Consider the following 20320-nt stretch of genomic DNA (forward strand, 5'->3'; position numbering starts at 1 on the left):
GGTTTCGCCCTCCGCTGTCCCGCCGGCCCCGCCGGTCTCTACAATGCGCCGCCATGTCCAGGCCATCCGAGTACGAGAACGGGGCGTACGGCGCACATGCCGCGCACCATGCCGCCGGGGCGTACGGCGTTCCCGGTACGCCCGCGGAGGCCGGCGAGCCCCAGGGTCCCCCGAACGTGTACCACCCGCGGGCCGTCCCTCCGCCGTCGTACGAGGAGTACGCCGATCCGGCGACGGCCCACGGCTGGCAGAACGCGTACGACGAGACGGCCGAACTGCCCGTGGCGGCCGAACGGCCCGCGGCGGGCGGCGGCACGGGGCGGGGCGGTCCGCCCGGTCCAGCGCGGGCGCGGCACGCCGGGCGCGGGCCGGGGTCCCGGCGGGCGCGGCGCGCGGTGGCCGCCGCCGAGGCGGCGGGTGCCGTGTCGGTGGCCGCCCTGGTGGCCGGGTTCGTCTTCTCGGGGGCGTCGCCGGAGTCGTCCTCGATCTCGTCGCCGGACTCCTCGCCGGGTTCGTCGCGGGGTTCGTCGCCGGACGGGACCGGGGACGGGGGCGGGAAGGCGCGTGCCACTCCCCCGGCCCCGGCGTCGCCGGCCGAGTCGCGCGGCGCGCAGGCGGGCGCCCCCGCCGAGCCCTCCGCCGGATCGCCCGCCGGGAAGACGCCCGGCGCCGGGGTCCCCGGCGGTGCGGCGCCGTCCGGGGCGGTGAGCGCCGCCCCGCGCCGCACCGGGGTGGCGGCCGCCCCGGAGGAGTCCGCCGCCTCGCCGTCCGCCACCGGCTCCACGGCCGCGCCGGTCCCGTCCGCCACTCCGCCTCCGGACGGCCCCGGCCGCAGGCCGGGGCGCGGTCACGGCAGCACCGGACGCGCCAAGTGATCACGGGCCCGCGGTCCGGGGCGGACGGGCCGCCTGGCCCGGCGCGGCCCGGGGCGGTCCGGCGCGACCGGACCCGGCGGCGGCCCCAGGGCGCCGCCCGGCGCGGGGAGTCCGCCGGAGGCGTCGGCGCGGGGCCCGCGGCGGGCGTGCGGACGGCATGACGAGGGCCCCGCACGCCGTTGTGCGGGGCCCGCTGTCCGCACCGCGGCCGGCCGTGACGATGTCGCTGGTCAGGGCACTGTCGGCTGGACCGGCCGCGGAGTCCTCGGGTGGTGTCAGCCCAGGCGCTCCACCAGCTTGCGGTACTCGTCCCACAGCTCCTCGGGCGTGTGGTCGCCGAAGGTGTTCAGGTGGCCGGGGATCAGCGCGGCCTCCTCGCGCCACACCTCCTTGTCGACGGTGAGCAGGAACTCCAGCTCCTCGTCGGACAGGTCCAGGCCGTCGGTGTCGAGGGCGTCCTTGGCCGGCAGGATGCCGATGGGGGTCTCGACGCCCTCCGCCCGGCCCTCCAGGCGTTCCACGATCCACTTCAGGACGCGGGAGTTCTCGCCGAAGCCGGGCCAGACGAACCGGCCCTCGTCGTCCTTGCGGAACCAGTTGACGTAGTAGATCTTCGGCAGCTTGGACCGGTCCTTGTCCTTGGCCACCTCGATCCAGTGGGCCATGTAGTCGCCCATGTTGTAGCCGCAGAACGGCAGCATCGCGAAGGGGTCGCGGCGCAGCTCGCCGACCTTGCCCTCGGCGGCGGCGGTCTTCTCGGAGGCCACGTTGGCGCCGAGGAAGACGCCGTGGTTCCAGTCGAAGGACTCCGTCACCAGCGGGACGGCGCTGGCGCGGCGGCCGCCGAAGAGGATCGCCGAGATCGGCACGCCCTCGGGGTCCTCCCACTCCGGCGCGATGATCGGGCACTGCGCGGCGGGGACGGTGAAGCGGGCGTTGGGGTGGGCGGCCGGGGTGCCGGACTCGGGCGTCCAGTCGTTGCCCTTCCAGTCGGTGAGGTGGGCCGGGGGCTCCTCGGTCATGCCCTCCCACCACACGTCGTTGTCGTCGGTGAGGGCGACGTTGGTGAAGACGGCGTTGCCCCACAGCGTCTTCATCGCGTTGGCGTTGGTGTGCTCGCCGGTGCCGGGCGCGACGCCGAAGAAGCCGGCCTCGGGGTTGATCGCGTACAGCCGGCCGTCCTCGCCGAACCGCATCCAGGCGATGTCGTCGCCGATGGTCTCCACCGTCCAGCCGGGGATGGTCGGCTCCAGCATGGCCAGGTTGGTCTTGCCGCAGGCGCTGGGGAAGGCGGCGGCGACGTACTTGGACTCCCCGCGCGGCGGGGTCAGCTTCAGGATCAGCATGTGCTCGGCGAGCCAGCCCTCGTCGCGGGCCATGACGGAGGCGATGCGCAGGGCGTAGCACTTCTTGCCGAGCAGGGCGTTGCCGCCGTAGCCGGAGCCGTAGGACCAGATCTCGCGGGTCTCCGGGAAGTGGGAGATGTACTTGGTCCGGTTGCAGGGCCAGGGCACGTCCTCCTGGCCCGGCTCCAGCGGGGCGCCCAGCGAGTGCACGGCCCTGACGAAGAAGCCCTCGTCGCCCAGCTCGTCGAGGACGGCCTGGCCCATGCGGGTCATCGTGCGCATGGAGACGGCCACGTAGGCCGAGTCGGTGATCTCGACGCCGATCGCGGACAGCGGCGAGCCGAGCGGGCCCATGCAGAAGGGCACGACGTACATGGTGCGGCCCCGCATGGAGCCGCGGAACAGGCCGTTCTCACCGGTGAAGATCTCCCGCATCTCGGCGGGCGCCTTCCAGTGGTTGGTGGGACCGGCGTCCTCCTCCTTCTCGGAGCAGATGAAGGTCCGGTCCTCGACGCGGGCGACGTCGGTGGGGTCGGAGGCCGCGTAGTAGGAGTGGGGGCGCTTGACGGGGTCGAGTTTCCGGAAGGTGCCCTTCTGGACGAGCTCCTCGCACAGTCGCTCGTACTCGGCCTCGGATCCGTCGCACCAGACCACGTTGTCCGGCTGCGTCAGTTCGGCGATCTCGTCCACCCACGAGATCAGCTCCTGGTGCTTGGTGGGGACGACGGGGGGAGCCGCGATGTCGCGCGCCACGATTGCTCCTAGGTGAGGGATTTTTTGTCTGGAGGCCCCGTGGGGGCTGCGACCCGGATGCTTCACGGTGGGAACTCGGCGCTCATCCGGTGCCGACCGCACTCATTTGATCATCCGATGTGCGCGCCCATCTGTCCAGAGGGCCTCACACTTGAGCGGAGTGAGGAACGCCACGTACCTGCGCGTTCCTCAGCGTGTCTTTACCGACACGTTGGGTTCATCTGAATGTTCTTTTACCTCGCACGGGCGGGACGCGCCCGGCGGGAATGAGACGTGTGCGACCGGGTACCCCGTGAGACGATGACCACCCTCACCCGTCCCACGGGTGTACTGACACGTAACTTACGGTTCCGTAGGTACGATTCGAACTATGACTGCGTCCGCCTTCGACGCGTCCACGGACGGCCAGGCCGACGGTCGCGGCCCCGTGGCGCTCTCCCTGCCGCATCCGGTCAAGCCCAAGCTGCGCGGCTGGCTGCACCTGGGCATGTTCCCGGCCGTACTCGTCGCGGGCCTGGTGCTCACCGCCCTCGCCGACTCGGCCAGGGGCCGCATCGCATGCAGCGTCTACGCCCTGACGGCCTGCCTGCTGTTCGGTGTGAGCGCGCTGTACCACCGGGGCAACTGGAGCCCTCGCATGGACGGCGTCCTGCGCCGCCTCGACCACGCGAACATCTTCCTGATCATCGCGGGCACCTACACCCCGCTGACCCTGCTGCTCCTGCCCGACTCCAAGGGCCGGTGGCTGCTGTGGGGCATCTGGGCCGCGGCGGCGGCCGGCATCCTCTTCCGGGTGTTCTGGGTCGGCGCCCCGCGCTGGCTCTACACGCCCTGCTACATCGCGATGGGCTGGGCAGCCGTCTTCTACCTCCCCGACTTCCTGCGCACCGGCGGCGTCACCGTCCTCGTCCTGGTGGTGGTGGGCGGCCTGCTCTACAGCGCGGGCGGGGTGATCTACGCCCTCAAGCGCCCCAACCCGTCACCGCGCTGGTTCGGCTTCCACGAGGTGTTCCACTCCCTGACCCTGGCGGCGTTCATCGCGCACTACGTGGGGATCTCGCTGGTGGCGTACCAGCACGCGTAGCCCTGCGCCCCCACCGGACGGCCACGGCTCGCCGGCCGTGGCCGTCCCCCGGGCCCGGAAGCAGGACCCGGCGGGCCGCGCCCCGGCCGTCGCCGGGCACGGTCCGCCCGCCGCGAAACGCCGAAGCCCCGCCCCGCCGCCATGACATTCTGACCGGGTGAACGGTCCCGCGATCCACGTCGAGTTCCCTCCGGAACTGCACCTGTTCGTCCCGCAGGCACGGCGGACGGGCGCCACCCGGGTCGCCGTCGACGGCGTCTCCACCCTCGGCCACGTCGTCGAGTCCCTCGGTGTCCCGCTGACCGAGGTCGGCGCGCTCCTCGTCGACCACCGCCCGGTGCCGCCCGCGCACATCCCCGCGGCCGGCGAGTCGGTGACCGTGCGGGCCGTGGAGCGCCCGCAGCGGGTGCCGGGCGCTCCGCTGCGCTTCCTCCTCGACGTGCACCTCGGCACCCTGGCCCGCCGCCTGCGGCTGCTCGGCGTGGACACGGCGTACGAGTCGACGGACATCGGGGATCCGGCGCTGGCCGCCCGCTCGGCGGCGGAGCAGCGGGTCATGCTCAGCCGGGACCGGGGCCTGCTGCGCCGCCGCGAGCTGTGGGCGGGCGCGTTCGTCTACAGCACCCGCCCCGACGACCAGCTCCGCGACGTGCTGGAGCGGTTCCAGCCCGAGCTGCGGCCCTGGACCCGCTGCACCGCCTGCAACGGCCTGCTGCGCCGGGCCGCCAAGGAGGAGGTGGCGGACCAGCTCGAGCATGGGACGCGGCGGACCTACGACGTGTTCGCGCAGTGCACCGCGTGCGGCCGGGCCTACTGGAAGGGCGCGCACCACGAGCAGCTGGAGGCCATCGTGGAGCGCGCCCTGGCGGAGTTCGGTTCCTGAGGCGGCGTGCGCGGCCGGACCCGCCGGTGAGCCCGGCCGCGCCGTCGCCTAGTGGTGGTGGTGGTGCTTCCCGGCCCCGGGGCGGGGGCGCTTCCCGGTGAAGTCCCCGCTGTCGCAGGCGACCCCGTCCTCGTCCCGGTCCAGGCGGTGCCGGTCGCGGCCGTGCACCTCCATGCGGCCGTAGCCCTTCTCCGCCAGCCAGTCGCACCGCTCGGCCCGCGGCATCTCCGGGAACGTCCACGGCACGCACTGGCTGATCGTGCCGTAGGAGTGGTCGCAGCCGTCGTACCCCTCGGGCATCGTGACGCCCCGGTGGTTCCGGTGGGCGTCGGCGCCGGTGCTCGCGGCGCTCCCGGTCAGCTCCTCGGCGAAGGCCTGGACGCGGGCGGCGGCGACCTGGCCCTCCGGCCCGATCCGCACCCACCGGGACACGGACGGCACACCGCCGGCGTCCACGACCGACAGCATGTACCAGCCGGGCGGGGCCAGGTTCGGGTTGCTGGTCAGGCTGAGGTCGACGGTGGTGCCGTCGACGGTCATCGGCAGGTCGACGTAGCGCTGGTTGGGGTCGGAGGAGTGGGTGACCGCGGCCGGGCGGATCAGGGACGCCTTGACCACCGGCTTGTCGACCGTGATGCGCTGCGAGGAGCCGTACGCCCAGGTGGTGTCCGCCACCGAGGTGATCCGCGGGCGGTCGCCCTTGAAGAGGTACGGCGGCTCGTAGACCGACACGCGCTGGTCGAAGGAGCCGTCGCCCGGGTTGTCGCCGACGCTCAGCACCCGGCCGTCCGGCAGCAACGTGGACGAGGAGTGGTACGTCCGCGGCACCGGGTCGGTGGCCAGGCCCGGTTCGAAGGCGTTGGTCGCCGGGTCGTACAGCGACGCCTCGAAGACCGGGTCCTCGCGGTAGGTGTGCAGGGCGCCGCCGGTCTCCAGGACCTTGCCGTCGGGGAGGATGACGGCCGAGACGTACACCTTGCCCTCGTCGCCGGTCTGCGGGCTGCCGTCCGCGTAGTGGCCCTGCGGCAGGTCGGGACCGGGCACGTACCGCGGCGAGTCGGCCTTCATGTCGATCAGGTCGACGAGCCGGTGCGCGTCCGGCGCGACCGTGTGGTTGCCGCCGCCCATGGTGAGGACCTTCTGGTCCTGGGCGGGCGGCAGCAGGACGGACATCGACTGGTCGCGTTCGTCCTTCTTCCGCAGGCCCGGGACCTCGGCGACGGTGCCCGCCCCGTAGTCGTAGACGGAGGCGCCGGTGCCCGGCAGGCCGTTGCCGAAGACATGGCTGCCGGTGTAGAAGAGACGGCCGTCCTGCAGCAGGATCATCGACGGGTACAGGCCCCAGAAGGCCCAGGCCTGCTTGGCCTCGCCCATCGGCAGCCACTCGTTGCGGGCGTAGGAGAAGTGCTCGTTGACGACGGTGCCCGCGGAGTCCTCGCCGAGGCCGCCGAGGGAGACGACGTCGCCGTTGCCCATCGCGGTCGCCGACGGGTACCAGTGGCCGGCCAGCATGTCGTTGACCTTGACGTACTTGTTCCGGCCGGGGTCGAAGACGTAGCTGGAGCGCAGGCCCCTGTAGCCGACGCTGCCGTCGGGCTCGGCGTAGTCCTTGTTGCCGCCGACCACCAGCACCCGGCCGTCCGGGAGCTGGACGTGCCCGGCGCAGAAGAAGTCCTCCGGGGTCGGGATGTCGGTGTAGTCGCCCGTGGCCGGGTCGTACAGCGCGGTCTTGAAGGTGCCGGCCTCGAACATGTCGAGGTCGTTGCCGGACCCCGCGATCAGCAGCACCTTGCCGGTGTGCAGCAGCACCGAGTGGATGGCCCGCACCGGGGCCCGGAGCGTCTGCACGGTCCACCGGCCCTTGCACTCCGGGCCGGTGCCGCCGGTGCGGCAGGGGTCGGGCTCGGCGGGGACGGTGGCGTCGACCATGGCGTAGTCGTCCGTGGTCAGGGTCCCCACGCCGTAGAGCGCGCCGCCCCAGGTGATCTGGTCGGTGCCCGGCGGGATCACCGGGGTGCGGACCTCGGTGCGGCTCCAGCCCGCCGACGGGGCGAGGGTCTTGAGGTCGGTCCAGTAGACCCAGCCCAGCTCGGCGTCGTGCCGGAAGACGGTGAGCGCCACGTCCGGCGTCGTCGACCGGTACCAGAACGACAGGTCGTACTGGCGGCCCGGAGTGACCCGCGGCGCGCAGGAGTTCTCCAGCATCATCGTCTTGCGGTCGCCGTCGGCGCGCCGGGTCAGCTCGACCCGTACCGCGCGGCTGCCGCTGTGGGCGTCGTCGGTGACGGTGAAGGTGTAGTCGTTGTCGCCCCAGCCCGACTTCTCGAAGCACTGCGGGAACCGCGAGGGGCCGTCGAGGATCTCCAGGCCCGGGTTCTGGACGAGGTTGGCCGCGGCGGTGGCGGGCGGGGCGCCGAGCGGGCCGAGCCCGAGGGCGGTGGTGAAGAGCACGAAGGCGGTCAGCAGCAGCCGGACGGGTCTGCCGTGCGGGCGCGGCAGCCGGTGTCCGCTGCCGGGTCTTCCGGTTCCGGACAGCATGGTGTGTCCCCCCTTGGTCAGGGATCCCCCCGGATCCCCTGGTCGTCGACGGTCCTGCGGACTACCGGCCGCCGTCGATCCGGAGAATGTCGATCCGGCCGCCGCCCTCCCCGAAGGTGGCGACCGGGCGGCCGTGCGCGAACAGGTCGCGCAGGGTGGGCAGGTTCTCGCGTTCGCCGCGCAGGGCGGGGGTGGACACCACGTAGTCGATGTCCTTCCAGCCGTGCGGCAGCGTCCTGGTGACCGCCGGGTCCTGGTCCAGCTTGTAGTGCCAGATGACACCGGTGCCCGGGCGGTACCCGGCGTCGACCGCGTCCAGCCACAGCACGCCGTCGGTGACGACGCGCACCTGGTCGCGGTCGCCGACGGGGGTCTCGCGCAGCCAGCGGGAGGCGTCGCGGTAGACGCCGTTGTCGTCGGCGGTGACGGCGGAGCGGTCCTGCTGGTACCAGTGCGGGCCGGCGATCGCCGCCACGGCGGCGGCGGCCGCGACGCCGGCGGTGAGCCGCAGACGCGGCCCGCCGGGCAGCCGGGCGGTCCCGGCCTGGACGAGCCCGGCCAGGGTGAGCGCCAGGAAGGGCAGGACCTGCACGATGTACATCTGCGGCAGGTAGCCGCCGGGCCGCAGCGCGACCAGCGCCAGCACCAGCACGGCGAGGGCGGCCGGGCGCAGCCCGCGCACCGCCAGCGCGAGCACGGCCGCCGCGGCGCCGCCCACCAGCAGGTAGGGGTCCCGGGCCAGCCAGTCCGCGAACAGCCGGTGGGCGTCGGTGCCCGCCGTGAAGGGCGAGCCGCTGCCCTCGCGTCCGCCGAGCTGGAACTTGAGGGTGCCGAGCAGCGAGACGTGCCCCGGGCCGGGCCACAGCTCGCCCTTGAGCAGGGCGTACAGCGGATAGAACAGGCCGGTCAGCACGAACCCGGAGCCGAACCCCGCGAAGGAGAACTTGCGGGTGCTGGGGTGGCTGCCCTGCCAGAGGGTCACCAGCAGCACGGGCAGCAGGACGGCGATGGTCTCCTTGGACAGCACCGCCAGCGCGAAGGCCACGCCCGCCGAGACGTGATGCCACAGGTGGCGGCGCGGCGAGAGGGCGAACGCGAAGGCGGCCAGCGCCCACAGGACGGCGAAGTTGTCCAGGTAGATCTGCCGGTGCAGCACCACCGCGAGCGGCGACAGGGCGTACAGCAGCACGGCTCCGGCCGCGGCGGGCCGGACCAGGCCGAGGCGGCGGCCGACGACGTAGACCAGTACGCAGGTCATCCCCGCCACCGGGAGCATCGCCATGCGTCCCTGGACGAACGTGGGCAGGTCCGGCAGGAGCCAGGACGGCAGCCACGACAGCGCCGCGAGCTGCGTCCAGCCGAACGGCGGGTGGTCGTACCAGTAGGTGTAGTGCGCGAGCGCACCGTGCCGGACGGCCCAGGCCTGCGCGAGATAAGTGCCCTCGTCGTCATTGGGGAAGGGATAATTCCCGATTCCCCGGGCCCGCACCGCGAGGGCGACGAGAAGAACGGGAGTAACCCAGAAATAATCCGGCCGAAACATTATGCGACGTGCGGGCGATCCACCCTCTTGTGAATTGCCCGGTGCCGGCCGGAAAACGGACGAGGAACGATCTGAACTTCCTCCGTCGGACCCTTCACGCACACGCGTGTGCGGCACGGCAGTCCCCATGCGGAATCCCCCACCCCCACTTTTTGGCCCTGACCGCCCCGGGACCTCCCCCTCGAAAGCCCAGGAATCAGGCATGCCGCAGCATCATGGCACACCGCGGACCCCCGCATAAGAAGAATCTGTCATTCCGGAAGTGCCGAAGATCGTCCCCGGGAGGCCGCATTGCCGGGGAAATGGAGAACCTGCTAGCTTCGCCCGGGAGCCCTGGCACATCACCCGCGAAAAATCCCGGAACACCGCGGAAGAACCGGCAGCGCCGCCGATCGCGAGAGGGCTCGGCCGATCTGTGAAGCATCCGGAGGCACGACGGGTTGGGGAGCCCGGCGTCCGGAGAAGCCGAGGAAGACCAAGGAAGACCGAGGGGGGAATTCGTGGTCTCCGCCATCCTGTTAGTCGATTCCGTCGTCCTCATGACCGCCGCGGGCGTCACGCTCTGGTGGATGCTCCATGCCTGGCGCACTCCCGAGACGCTTCGGTCGACGGCGTTCGCCGAGCCCGACGGCACACCCGGGCTGTCCTTCTCGCTCCTCGTCCCGGCCCGGCACGAGGAGGCCGTCCTGCGCCACACGGTCGAGCAGATGCTGCGCATCGACCACCCGGACTACGAGATCATCCTGATCGTCGGGCACGACGACCCCGGCACCGCCGCCATCGCCCGCGAACTGGCCGCCGAGCATCCCGGCAGGGTGCGGACGGTGGTCGACACCCACGAGGCGAAGAACAAGCCCCGCGCCCTGAACACCGCGCTGCCGCACGCCCGGGGCGACGTCGTCGGCGTCTTCGACGCCGAGGACGTCGTCCACCCGGACCTGCTCGCCCACGTCGACTTCGCCTTCCGGCGGGAGAACGCCGACGTCGTCCAGGGCGGCGTGCAGCTGATCAACTACCAGAGCAGCTGGTACAGCCTGCGCAACTGCCTGGAGTACTTCTTCTGGTTCCGCAGCCGGCTGCACCTGCACGCCCGCAAGGGGTTCATCCCGCTCGGCGGCAACACCGTCTTCGTCCGCGCCGGGCTGCTGCGGCGGACCGGCGGCTGGGACGGCGACTGCCTCGCCGAGGACTGCGACCTGGGCGTACGGCTGTCCAGCGGGGGCGCGAAGGTGGTGGTCGCGTACCACTCGGCCCTCGTCACCCGGGAGGAGACGCCCGGCTCGATCCGGGCGCTCTACAAGCAGCGCACCCGCTGGAACCAGGGCTTCCTGCAGGTGCTCCGCAAGGGCGAGTGGCGCCGGCTGCCCGGCACCGGCCAGCGGCTGCTCGCCCGCTACACCCTCAGCACCCCGTTCCTGCAGGCCGCCACCGGCGTCATGATCCCGCTCGGGGTGGTGCTCGCCCTGATCGGCGGGGTGCCGCTGCCCTTCTCCCTGTTCGCCTGGCTGCCGATGCTCCCGATGGCCGCCATGGTGGTCTTCGAGGCCGTCGCCCTGCACGACTTCGGCCGCGAGTACGGCTTCCGCATCGGCCTCCGGCACTACGTCCAGCTGATCGCCGGAGGACCGGTGTACGCCGTGGTCCTCGCGGCCGCCGCCCTGCGCGCCGTGTGGCGCGAGTACACCGGCCGCCGCGACTGGGAGCTGACCTCCCACGTGGGCGCCCACCTGCCCGCCCAGGCCCCGCAGCCCCAGGAGGCACCGTGACGGCGTCGCCCGCCGACGTGTCCATCGTCGTCCCGACCTTCAACGAGGCCGGCAACATCCGCGAGCTCCTCGCCAGGATCGCCGCCGCCGTCCCCGCCGGGACACGCGCCGAGGTGGTGTTCGCCGACGACTCCACGGACCACACCTGCGAGGTGATCGAGGCGGCGGCCGCGTCCTGCCCGGTCCCCGTGGTGCTGCACCACCGCCCCGCCCCCGAGGGCGGCCTCGGCGGCGCGGTCGTCGAGGGCATCGCCCGCGCCGCCGCGTCGTGGATCGTGGTCATCGACGCCGACCTGCAGCATCCGCCCGAACTGATCCCCGAGCTGATCGCGAGGGGCGAGACGAGCGGCGCGGAACTGGTCGTGGCCAGCCGTTACACGGCCGGCGGCGACCGCGGCGGCCTCGACGGCGGCTACCGCAAGCTGGTCTCCAGCGCCTCGACGCTCGTGTCCAAGGGCCTCTTCCCGCGCGCCCTGAGCGGCCTGACCGATCCGATGAGCGGCTTCTTCGCCGTCCGGCGCACGGCCGTCGACCGGGCCGCCGCCGAGGACGAGGGGCTGCAGCCGCTCGGCTACAAGATCCTGCTGGAGCTGGCGGTGCGGTGCCGTCCCCGCTCCGTCGCGGAGGTCCCGTACGCGTTCGGCGAGCGGCACGCGGGCGAGTCCAAGTCCACCGCGCGCGAGGGCCTGCGCTTCCTGCGGCACCTCATCACCCTGCGCACCGCCGACGCCCGCGCCCGCGCGGTCGTCTTCGGGCTGATCGGGCTCTCCGGCTTCGTCCCGAACCTCGCCCTGCTGTGGCTGCTGACCTCCGCGGCGGACGGACTGCACCACGCCCCCGCCGAGATCATCGCCAACCAGGCGGGCCTGCTGTGGAACTTCGCCCTGATCGACTCCTTCGTCTACCGCAACCAGCGGCGCCACCACCGGCGCTCGGTCCGGCTGCTCACCTTCGCGGCCGTCGGCAACGTCGACCTGGTGGCCCGCATCCCGCTCGCCGCCCTGCTCATCGCCGCCGCGGGCATGTCCGTGCTGCCCGCGACCGCGCTCAGCATGGCCGTCGTCTTCACGGCCCGGTTCCTGGTCGTCGACCGGTGGGTGTACCGGCGGCTGCGCGGGCGCGCGGCGGCGGCAGCGGTCCCGGTCGCGCGGGAGCCGGTACCGGACCCCCTCGGCTGAGCCGGCCGGGACCCGGCGGGGCTCAGGAGGCCAGCCCGGCCCTGAGCCCCGCCGGGTCCGTCACCGGCCTGTCGCACACGAACCGGCGGCACACGTACGCGGCCGGGCGGCCGTCGACCAGACCGCGGTCGGCGAGCAGCGGGAACTCGTCGCTCTCCGGCGCGCCGACCGCGACGACCGCGCCGGGAGCGGTGCCGAGGAGCGCCGCACGGTGCAGGGTCCTCGTGGCGTCGTCGGCCGCCGGGCCGACGATCGCCACCTCGCGGGGCCCGTCCAGGAGGGCCTCGGCGACGGCGAGCCCCCAGCCGATGAAGCGGGGCACGCGCGGGCCGAGCGCCTTGACCACGCCCAGCGCCCGTTCGGCGGCGGTGCGGTGGGTCTCGGAGCCGGTGTGCGCGGCGTAGCCGAGCAGGGCGCCCGCGGCGGCGGTCCAGCCGGAGGGGACGGCGTTGTCGGTGGGGTCCTGGGGGCGGCGGATCAGCCGCTCGGCGTCGGCGGCGGTGTCGTACAGGGCGCCGGAGTCGTCGGTGAAGCGGGTCAGGACGTGGTCGAGGAGGAGCCCGGCGAAGTCCAGCCAGACGCCCTCGCCGGTGACGGAGGCGAGGGCGAGGAACCCCTCCGCCACGTCGGCGTAGTCCTCCAGCACGCCCGCGTTCGCGCCGGCCCGGCCGTCCCTGCTGGTGCGGGTGAGCCGGCCGTGGTCGTCGAGGTGCACCCGGACCAGCAGGTCGGCGGCGGCGACGGCGGCCTCGACGAGGTCGGGCCGGTCGAAGTAGGCGCCGGTCTCGGCGAGCGCGGCGATCGCCAGGCCGTTCCAGGCGGCGACGACCTTGTCGTCGCGGCCGGGGGCGGGGCGGCGGGAGCGCGCGTCCAGCAGCAGCCGCTTCACGGAGGCGATCCGGGCGGCGTCGAACACCCCGTCCCGCTGCGGCAGCTGGAGCACGGACGCGCCGTGCTCGAAGGTGCCCTCCTCGGTGACGCCGAAGTACCGGGCGGCGAGGTCGGCGTCCTCCTCCCCGAGCACCTCGCGCAGCTGCGCGGGCGTCCACACGTAGTAGGCGCCCTCGACGTGCCTGCCCGTCCCGCCACCGCCCTGGGGGTGACGCGCTTCGCGCGGCGCCGCCTCCTCGCTGTCGGCGTCGAGCGCGGAGGCGAACCCGCCCTGGTCGGTGCGCAGCTCGCGCACCATGAAGTCGGCGGTCTCCAGGGCGACCCGGCGGGCGAGCGCGGACCCGGTGGCCCGCCACAGGTGGGCGTAGACGCGGCACAGCAGGGCGTTGTCGTACAGCATCTTCTCGAAGTGCGGCACGGTCCAGTCGCGGTCCACGGAGTAGCGCGCGAAGCCGCCGCCGAGCTGGTCGTAGATGCCGCCGCGGGCCATCCGCTCGCAGGTGTCCTGCGCCATCTGCAGGGCGCCCTCGGAGCCGGTGCGCGCGTGGTGGCGCAGCAGGAACTCCAGCACCATGGACGGCGGGAACTTCGGCGCCCCGCCGAAGCCGCCGCGCTGCGGGTCGTACTCGCGGGTCAGCCCGAGCAGGGCCTGCGCGAGCTCCTGCTCGCCGGGGACCTCGGTGCCGCCGAAGGAGATCTCCCGCCCGGCGAGGTCCCGCACGATCTTCCCGGCGACCTCGGTGACCTCCTCGTGCCGGTCCGTCCAGGCCGCGCGGACGCCCTCCAGCACCTGCCGGAAGGAGGGCATGCCGTGCCGGGGCGCGGGCGGGAAGTAGGTGCCGAAGTAGAACGGCTCGGCGTCCGGGGTGAGGAACACCGTCATGGGCCAGCCGCCGTGCCCGGTCGCCGCCTGCACCGCCTCCATGTAGACGGCGTCCACGTCGGGGCGTTCCTCGCGGTCGACCTTGACGCTGACGAAGTGCGCGTTGAGGAAGTCGGCGGTCTCCCGGTCCTCGAAGGACTCGTGGGCCATCACGTGGCACCAGTGGCAGCTGCTGTAACCGACGCTCAGCAGGACGGGCACGTTCCGCCGGCGCGCCTCCGCGAAGGCCTCGTCCGACCAGGGCCACCAGTCGACGGGGTTGTCGGCGTGCTGAAGGAGGTACGGGGACGTCTCGTGCGCCAGTCGGTTCGGCATGGTGTCCATCCTGCCGCAGTGCCGTTGCTGAGGACCGAGGGGGAGCGAGCCCCGTCGCCGGGGCCCGTGCTCAGCCGTGTGCCCCGAACGGTGCCGGGCACACCGGTTCCCCGCTCCCCGCCGCCCGTTCCGCGGCGCCCGTTCCGCGGCGCCCGCCTCGCCGGTCCGCGCGGCGACGGCCCCGAGGAGCCGCCTTTGCCACCGCACGGTCCCGTCGGCGCCGCCCGTGCCGTCCCGGCCGGGGTCCGCCCGCGCCCCGTCCCCCACCCCCGGGGGTGGGGGACGGGGCGCGGGCGGCGGACGGGCCCCGCCGTCCTGTCAGCCCCGCTGGGCCCCGGGCTCGCCCGGAGCCTGGCCCGGGCCGGGCTCCGGCTCCGGGGCCTCCGTGAAGTCGACCTTGCCCATGTGCCTGTTCATGGACTTCATCAGGCCCCACACCGCCAGGGCCATCACCGCGAAGACGAGGAAACCGAGGACGCCGGGGGTGACCTTGTCCTCGTCGACCTCGGCGAGGGTGACGAGGTGCGTCAGTGCCAGGCTTGCGCTTGCGCTCATGTCAGGCATTGTCCCGGATGCCCGCGAAGAGGTCGTCCTCGGGGAGGGAGGTGTCCACGAGGGACTTCGCGAGCTCGTACTCCTCCGTGGGCCAGACCTCCTTCTGGATCTCCATCGGCACCCGGAACCAGCCGCCGTCGGGGTCGATCTGGGTGGCGTGCGCGATCAGCGCCTTGTCGCGGATCTCGAAGAAGTCGGCGCACGGCACGTGCGTGGTGATCGTGCGCTCCTTGCGGTTGAACTCGTCCCAGCGCTTGAGCCAGTCCCCGTACGGCGACTCCAGGCCGCGCTCCAGCATCGCGTGGTGCAGCGCCTCGGTGCGGGGACGGTTGAAGCCCTGGTTGTAGTACAGCTTCAGCGGCTGCCACGCCGGGCCGAACTCCGTCTCCGGGTACTTCTCGGTGTCCGCCGCGCCCTCGAACGCCACCATCGAGATCTTGTGGGTCATGATGTGGTCGGGGTGCGGGTACCCGCCGTTCTCGTCGTAGGTGGTGATCACCTGGGGGCGGAAGGAGCGGATCCTCCTCACCAGCTCACCGGCCGCCTTGTCGACGTCCTCCAGGGCGAAGCAGCCCTCGGGCAGCGGCGGCAGCGGGTCGCCCTCCGGCAGGCCGGAGTCGACGAAGCCGAGCCACTCCTGCTTGACGCCGAGGATCTGGCGGGCCTCGTCCATCTCCTTCTTGCGCACCTCGTGGATGTGCTCCTCGATGTACGCGTCGCCCTGCAGCTTCGGGTTCAGGATGGAGCCGCGCTCACCGCCCGTGCAGGTCACCACCAGCACGTCCACCCCTTCGGACACGTACTTCGCCATGGTGGCCGCGCCCTTGCTCGACTCGTCGTCGGGGTGGGCGTGCACGGCCATCAGTCGCAGCTGGTCAGTCAAGACTCAATCCTCAAGTCAGTCGGCGCCCTGTGCGTCGGCGCGGTCCAATAGGTGTCGCCCCCGCGGGTGCCGTCCCGGAGGAACGTCGTCGAGGGGTGGCGATCGGGGTGCGGACGGGGGCTTCTATAGTGACCGAACCGGGCGGCGAATAATTCCGGGACCGGACTTCAGGGCCCCTTTCGGGACATCCGTCCGCCCCTGCCGAAAGGACCGATCATGAGCACGACGAGCACGCGACCGCCGGAGGGCCGCTACGGCCGCTCCTCGGACGAGCGCGCCGACCGCACGCTCAAAGCCGTCGGCGCCGTCCTCGCGGCGGTGCTGCTCGCGGTGATCGGCTATTTCGCCTACCACTACGTCGGGCAGAACAAGATCAGCGGCGAAGTGATCAGTTTTGACACCTCGGAGGACTCGGTGCGGGTCCGTCTGGAGGTCCGCAAGGACGCCGGGGTCAGCGGCTACTGCACCGTGCGGTCCCAGGCGGAGGACGGCGCCGAGGTCGGCCGGGCCGACTTCCGCTTCGCCGGCGACGCCACGCGCATCGACGAGGTGGTCACGCTGCGCACGACGGCTCCGGGCACGACGGCCGAGCTGCTCGGCTGCCACGCCGGGTGACACCGTCCGGCATCACCCGGAATACCTAGCCGCTGACCTGCGTTGACGTGAATCCGGCGGCTTTTGTCCTCCCCCTTGGGCCGGTGAATTGTTAGGCTCGTGGTTTCGCCCATCCGTGAAGGAACATGCTTCTGGGTAGGGCGATGCTTTGTATTCCCAGTACCTACGAGGAGCACCTGTGACCCAGACCAGCGAGAACGTCACCTGGCTGACCCAGGAGGCGTACAACAAGCTCAAGGACGAGCTTGAGTACCTTACTGGTCCCGCGCGCGCGGAGATCGCCGCGAAGATCGCCGCCGCGCGCGAGGAGGGCGATCTGCGTGAGAACGGCGGGTACCACGCGGCGAAGGAGGAGCAGGGCAAGCAGGAGCTCCGTGTGCGCCAGCTGACCCAGCTCCTCGAGAACGCCAAGGTCGGCGAGCCGCCGGCGGCGGACGGCGTGGTGGCCCCCGGCATGGTCGTGACCATCGCCTTCGACGGCGACGAGGACGACACCCTGACCTTCCTGCTCGCCTCCCGCGAGTACGCGAGCGCCGAGATCGAGACCTACTCCCCCCAGTCCCCGCTGGGCACCGGCGTCATCGGCCACAAGGTCGGCGAGGACGCGGAGTACGAGCTGCCGAACGGCAAGAAGGCGTCGGTGAGGATCCTCAAGGCCGAGCCGTACACCGGCTGACCGAGCCCGTGCCCCGGCCGCCCCGGCCGGCATCGTCCTTGACGGGCCCCCGGCGTCTCGTGGACGCCGGGGGCGTCGTCGTACCGGCGCGAAGCGTGAGCCGGGTCCGTCAGGCCGCCGCCGAGCGGTACTTGCGGACCGCCAGCGTCCGGAAGATCAGGATGATCACGACCGACCAGATCAGCGAAGCCCACACCGGGTGCTGCATGGGCCAGGCGTCGGGTGCCCGAAAGCCCGGGGGAAGGTTGCCGAACAGCTCGCGGCAGGCCTGCACGGCCGCGCTGAACGGGTTCCACTCCGCGATGTGCCGCAGGAAGGACGGCATCTGGTTCGCGTCCACGAACGCGTTCGAGATGAACGTCAGCGGAAACAGCCAGATCAGGCCGCCCGAGGTCGCCGCCTCAGGAGTGCGCACGGACAGGCCGATGAGCGCGCCGATCCATGAGAACGCGTACCCGAACAGCAGGAGCAGGCCGAATCCGGCGAGCACCTTGCCGAGGTTCTCGTGCGTGCGCCAGCCGACGATCAGGGCGACGGCCGCCAGGACGACGAGGGTGAGCGCCGTCTGCACCAGGTCGGCGATGGTGCGGCCGGTCAGCACCGCGCCACGCGCCATGGGCAGGGAGCGGAAGCGGTCGATGAGGCCCTTGTGCATGTCGTCGGCGATGCCCGCGCCGGCGCCCGCCGTGGCGAACGTGACGGTCTGGGCGAAGATGCCGGCCATCAGGAACTCGCGGTAGGCCTGGGTGGAGGTGGACGAGCCGACCTGGATCGAGCCGCCGAACACATAGGTGAACAGCACCACGAACATGACCGGCTGGATCAGCCCGAAGATGAGCATCTCGGGGATCCGGCCCATGCGGATCAGGTTCCGCCTGGCCACGATCAGCGAGTCCCGGATCGACCGGCCGAACGGGTTGCTCCGTGGCGGGACGCGCACGGCGTCGGTGGCGGCGCTCACTGGACGGTCTCCTTCCTGCGCCGGGATCCCCTGCCGCCCGTCCGCCCCTCGCCCTCCTCGTCCCCGGCCTCGGCCGCGTGGCCCGTCAGGGAGAGGAAGACGTCGTCGAGGGTCGGACGGCGCAGGCCGATGTCGTCCATCTCGATGCCGCGGGTGTCCAGCTCGCGGATGATCTCGGCGAGCAGCTTGGCGCCGCCGGTCACGGGCACGGTGAGCTTGCGCATGTGCTCCTCGACCGCGGTGTCGCCCTTGCCGAAGCCGCGCAGCACCTCGGCGGCGGCCCGGAGGTGCTCGGGGCGGTGCACCACGACCTCGACGCGCTCGCCGCCGGTGCGGGCCTTGAGCTGGTCGGAGGTCCCCTTGGCGATGACACGGCCGTGATCGACCACCGCTATCTCGTGCGCGAGGTGGTCGGCCTCCTCCAGGTACTGCGTGGTCAGCAGCAGCGTCGTACCGCCGGAGACCAGTTGCTTGATGACGTCCCACAGTTGCTGGCGGTTGCGCGGGTCCAGGCCGGTCGTCGGCTCGTCCATGAACATCACGGGCGGCGAGACGACCAGGGCCGCCGCGAGGTCGAGCCGGCGGCGCATGCCTCCGGAGTAGGTCTTCGCGGGGCGGTCGGCGGCGTCGGTGAGGTGGAACCGGTCGAGCAGCTCGGCCGCGCGCTCCTTGGCCGCCTTCGCCCTCATCTGGTACAGCTGGCCGACCATCTGGAGGTTCTCCCGGCCGGTCAGGTACTCGTCGACCGCCGCGAACTGGCCGGACAGGCCGATGGAACGGCGTACGGCGTCGGGGTGCCTGACCACGTCGAGGCCCGCGACGACCGCTTTGCCGCCGTCGGGGCGCAGCAGCGTCGTCAGGCATCGGACGGTCGTCGTCTTGCCCGCGCCGTTCGGCCCGAGCAGGCCCAGGACGGTGCCCTCGGGGACATCGAGGTCGACACCGTCCAGTGCCCTTACGTCGCCGAAGGTCTTCACCAGGCCTTCGGCGTAGATGGCGCCTGGCATATGAGTCTCCACGTCGTCGGGGGATCTTCGGAAAGCCCAGGGTCGCGCTTCTCGCTCCGCCCGCTGCACGGGCGGCGCAAGCCACCGTAACGCGATGTATCGCGTACCTCAATGGATTTACTCGAACGGGTGACGAAAGGGCGCGGCCCGTGCGCTCCGCGGACACCGCAGGCAGGCGGCCGGGTCAGTCCATGACCGTGTAGCCCGCCTCGCGCAGGGCCCGGCCGACCTCGGCGCAGTGCGCCGGGCCCTTCGTCTCCAGGTGCAGCTCGACCTCCGCCTCCGTGAGCCCGAGCCGCGGGTCGGTCCGTACATGGCTCACGTCGAGGACGTTGGCGTCGGCCGCCGACAGCACCCCGAGAAGCGTGGCCAGGGCGCCCGGCCGGTCCGTCAGCCGCAGCCGGACGGCCAGGTAGCGGCCCTGCGCGGACATGCCGTGCCGCAGGACGCGCTGCAGCAGCACGGGATCGACGTTGCCCCCGGACAGCACCGCGACGACCGGTCCCTCGACGGCGCCCGGATCGCCCAGCAACGCCGCGACCGGGCTCGCCCCGGCCGGCTCGACGACCAGCTTGGCCCGCTCCAGACACAGCAGCAGCGCGGCGGACAGCTCGTCCTCGGTCACCGTGCGGACCTCGTCCACCAGATCGCGGACGATGCCGAACGGCACGTCACCGGGCCGCCCGACCCTGATGCCGTCGGCCATCGTCACCGGCTGCCCGACCGTCACCGGGCGCCCCGCCGCGAGGGACGGCGGATAGGCCGCCGCGCCCTGAGCCTGCACGCCCACGATCCGCACCTCGGGCCGCAGCTCCTTCACCGCGACCGCGATCCCGGCCGCCAGCCCGCCTCCGCCGACGCCGACGACGATCGTGCGCACCTCGGGGCACTGCTCCAGGATCTCCAGGCCGACCGTGCCCTGGCCGGCGATGACGTCGGGGTGGTCGAAGGGGTGGATGAACACCGCGCCCGTCTCGGCCGCGTACTCCTGCGCGGCGGCCAGCGTCTCGTCGACGACCTGGCCGTGCAGGCGCACCTCGGCGCCGTACTCCCGCGTCGCGCTGATCTTGGGCAGCGGGGCGCCCCTCGGCATGAACACCGTGGCGCGCACGCCCAGCAGCGAGGACGCCAGGGCGACGCCCTGCGCGTGGTTGCCCGCGCTCGCGGCGACGACGCCGGCCGCCCGCTCCTCGGGCAGCAGCCCGGCGATGCGGACGTACGCGCCGCGCAGCTTGAACGACCCCGTCCGCTGGAGGTTCTCGCACTTGAGGTGGACCGGCGCGCCGACCAGCCGGGACAGGTGCCTGCTGCCCTCCAGCGCGGTCGTCCGCGCCACGCCCGACAGCATCTTCTGGGCACCCCGCACGTCGTCGAGGGTGACGGACCGCAGGGAGTCGGCCGTGCTGTAGCTCATGCCCCAAGCATCGCAGTTCGCCCGCGGCCCGGGCGGTTGCGACCAACCTCCGAGACCCGCTTCGCGCAGCGCCGGCACGGCCCGCCGCCCGGCCGCGTACCCTGTCCCCCAATTAGCAGACCTCCACGAAGTGAGCCCCCGGCCATGCCCACAA

16 protein-coding genes are annotated in these 20320 nt (G+C 72.6%); 7 read left to right on the forward strand and 9 right to left on the reverse strand.

Features of this window, described 5'->3' with window-relative positions; genetic code table 11:
- Positions 1–53 precede the first annotated feature (53 nt).
- A complete protein-coding gene (locus ABD363_RS21070; protein ID WP_344605871.1) occupies positions 54–875 on the forward strand; it encodes a hypothetical protein in 822 nt (273 codons plus the stop codon).
- A 275-nt stretch (positions 876–1150) separates the two neighbouring features.
- Here the strand turns inward: ABD363_RS21070 and ABD363_RS21075 are convergent, their stop codons facing one another.
- Positions 1151–2974 carry a phosphoenolpyruvate carboxykinase (GTP) gene (locus ABD363_RS21075; protein WP_344605873.1) on the reverse strand — a complete coding sequence of 608 codons (1824 nt, stop codon included), beginning with the start codon at positions 2972–2974 and terminating at the stop codon, positions 1151–1153.
- A 370-nt stretch (positions 2975–3344) separates the two neighbouring features.
- Here ABD363_RS21075 and trhA point away from each other — a divergent pair, with 370 nt between their 5' ends.
- On the forward strand, positions 3345–4058 hold the full coding sequence (gene trhA / locus ABD363_RS21080; RefSeq protein WP_344605875.1) for a PAQR family membrane homeostasis protein TrhA: 714 nt from the start codon (positions 3345–3347) through the stop codon (positions 4056–4058).
- 157 nt (positions 4059–4215) lie between these two features.
- Positions 4216–4941 carry a Mut7-C RNAse domain-containing protein gene (locus ABD363_RS21085; protein WP_344605877.1) on the forward strand — a complete coding sequence of 242 codons (726 nt, stop codon included), beginning with the start codon at positions 4216–4218 and terminating at the stop codon, positions 4939–4941.
- A 48-nt stretch (positions 4942–4989) separates the two neighbouring features.
- Here the strand turns inward: ABD363_RS21085 and ABD363_RS21090 are convergent, their stop codons facing one another.
- Both ABD363_RS21090 and ABD363_RS21095 read right to left on the reverse strand, forming a co-directional pair.
- Positions 4990–7479 (reverse strand): galactose oxidase early set domain-containing protein, encoded by a 2490-nt coding sequence (locus ABD363_RS21090; RefSeq protein WP_344605879.1) that lies wholly within the window; start codon positions 7477–7479, stop codon positions 4990–4992.
- A gap of 61 nt (positions 7480–7540) precedes the next feature.
- Positions 7541–8968, reverse strand: coding sequence for an ArnT family glycosyltransferase (locus ABD363_RS21095; protein WP_344605881.1), 1428 nt, complete (start codon positions 8966–8968; stop codon positions 7541–7543).
- Between the two features lie 593 nt (positions 8969–9561).
- Here ABD363_RS21095 and ABD363_RS21100 point away from each other — a divergent pair.
- Together ABD363_RS21100 and ABD363_RS21105 are read left to right on the forward strand one after the other, a co-directional pair.
- Positions 9562–10788: a glycosyltransferase family 2 protein gene (locus ABD363_RS21100; protein WP_344605967.1), complete on the forward strand. Its 1227-nt coding sequence runs from the start codon at positions 9562–9564 to the stop codon at positions 10786–10788.
- Positions 10785–11966 carry a glycosyltransferase gene (locus ABD363_RS21105; RefSeq protein WP_344605883.1) on the forward strand — a complete coding sequence of 394 codons (1182 nt, stop codon included), beginning with the start codon at positions 10785–10787 and terminating at the stop codon, positions 11964–11966. Before ABD363_RS21100 ends, ABD363_RS21105 begins: the two co-directional genes overlap by 4 nt.
- A 22-nt stretch (positions 11967–11988) precedes the next feature.
- On the opposite strand, the gene ABD363_RS21110 is transcribed toward ABD363_RS21105, so the two are convergent.
- The 3 genes from ABD363_RS21110 to mca all read right to left on the reverse strand — a co-directional run bounded on the left by ABD363_RS21110 (position 11989) and on the right by mca (position 15493).
- On the reverse strand, positions 11989–14055 hold the full coding sequence (locus ABD363_RS21110; RefSeq protein WP_344605885.1) for a thioredoxin domain-containing protein: 2067 nt from the start codon (positions 14053–14055) through the stop codon (positions 11989–11991).
- Positions 14056–14373: 318 nt separating this feature from the next.
- On the reverse strand, positions 14374–14619 hold the full coding sequence (locus ABD363_RS21115) for a hypothetical protein (RefSeq protein ID WP_344605887.1): 246 nt from the start codon (positions 14617–14619) through the stop codon (positions 14374–14376).
- A complete protein-coding gene (mca, locus tag ABD363_RS21120) occupies positions 14612–15493 on the reverse strand; it encodes a mycothiol conjugate amidase Mca (RefSeq protein ID WP_344605889.1) in 882 nt (293 codons plus the stop codon). Before mca ends, ABD363_RS21115 begins: the two co-directional genes overlap by 8 nt.
- Positions 15494–15709: 216 nt before the next feature.
- On the opposite strand from mca, the gene ABD363_RS21125 reads away from it, so the two are divergent.
- Complete coding sequence (locus tag ABD363_RS21125) at positions 15710–16108, forward strand: DUF4307 domain-containing protein (RefSeq protein WP_344605891.1); 399 nt, start codon at positions 15710–15712, stop codon at positions 16106–16108.
- A 178-nt stretch (positions 16109–16286) separates the two neighbouring features.
- The gene (gene greA, locus ABD363_RS21130) at positions 16287–16784 is read left to right on the forward strand and encodes a transcription elongation factor GreA (protein WP_344605892.1); all 498 of its coding nucleotides are present in this window, start codon (positions 16287–16289) and stop codon (positions 16782–16784) included.
- 109 nt (positions 16785–16893) lie between these two features.
- On the opposite strand, the gene ABD363_RS21135 is transcribed toward greA, so the two are convergent.
- The 3 genes from ABD363_RS21135 to ilvA all read right to left on the reverse strand — a co-directional run bounded on the left by ABD363_RS21135 (position 16894) and on the right by ilvA (position 20166).
- A complete protein-coding gene (locus ABD363_RS21135) occupies positions 16894–17745 on the reverse strand; it encodes an ABC transporter permease (RefSeq protein ID WP_344605894.1) in 852 nt (283 codons plus the stop codon).
- Positions 17742–18752: an ATP-binding cassette domain-containing protein gene (locus ABD363_RS21140; protein ID WP_344605896.1), complete on the reverse strand. Its 1011-nt coding sequence runs from the start codon at positions 18750–18752 to the stop codon at positions 17742–17744. The genes ABD363_RS21135 and ABD363_RS21140 overlap by 4 nt, the downstream gene beginning before the upstream one ends.
- A 184-nt stretch (positions 18753–18936) precedes the next feature.
- A complete protein-coding gene (ilvA, locus tag ABD363_RS21145; RefSeq protein ID WP_344605898.1) occupies positions 18937–20166 on the reverse strand; it encodes a threonine ammonia-lyase in 1230 nt (409 codons plus the stop codon).
- Positions 20167–20320 lie beyond the last annotated feature (154 nt).

The organism is Streptomyces glaucus, assembly GCF_039533365.1.
Lineage (GTDB): Bacteria > Actinomycetota > Actinomycetes > Streptomycetales > Streptomycetaceae > Streptomyces > Streptomyces glaucus.

What these genes read in the sequence shown, in the direction of transcription:
- ABD363_RS21070 (WP_344605871.1), top strand. Translation starts at nt 54, where the DNA reads ATGTCCAGGCCATCCGAGTACGAGAACGGGGCGTACGGCGCACATGCC.
- trhA (WP_344605875.1), top strand. Translation starts at nt 3,345, where the DNA reads ATGACTGCGTCCGCCTTCGACGCGTCCACGGACGGCCAGGCCGACGGT.
- ABD363_RS21090 (WP_344605879.1), bottom strand. Translation starts at nt 7,479, where the DNA reads ATGCTGTCCGGAACCGGAAGACCCGGCAGCGGACACCGGCTGCCGCGC.
- ABD363_RS21100 (WP_344605967.1), top strand. Translation starts at nt 9,562, where the DNA reads ATGACCGCCGCGGGCGTCACGCTCTGGTGGATGCTCCATGCCTGGCGC.
- ABD363_RS21110 (WP_344605885.1), bottom strand. Translation starts at nt 14,055, where the DNA reads ATGCCGAACCGACTGGCGCACGAGACGTCCCCGTACCTCCTTCAGCAC.
- ABD363_RS21115 (WP_344605887.1), bottom strand. Translation starts at nt 14,619, where the DNA reads ATGCCTGACATGAGCGCAAGCGCAAGCCTGGCACTGACGCACCTCGTC.
- ABD363_RS21125 (WP_344605891.1), top strand. Translation starts at nt 15,710, where the DNA reads ATGAGCACGACGAGCACGCGACCGCCGGAGGGCCGCTACGGCCGCTCC.
- ABD363_RS21140 (WP_344605896.1), bottom strand. Translation starts at nt 18,752, where the DNA reads ATGCCAGGCGCCATCTACGCCGAAGGCCTGGTGAAGACCTTCGGCGAC.
- ilvA (WP_344605898.1), bottom strand. Translation starts at nt 20,166, where the DNA reads ATGAGCTACAGCACGGCCGACTCCCTGCGGTCCGTCACCCTCGACGAC.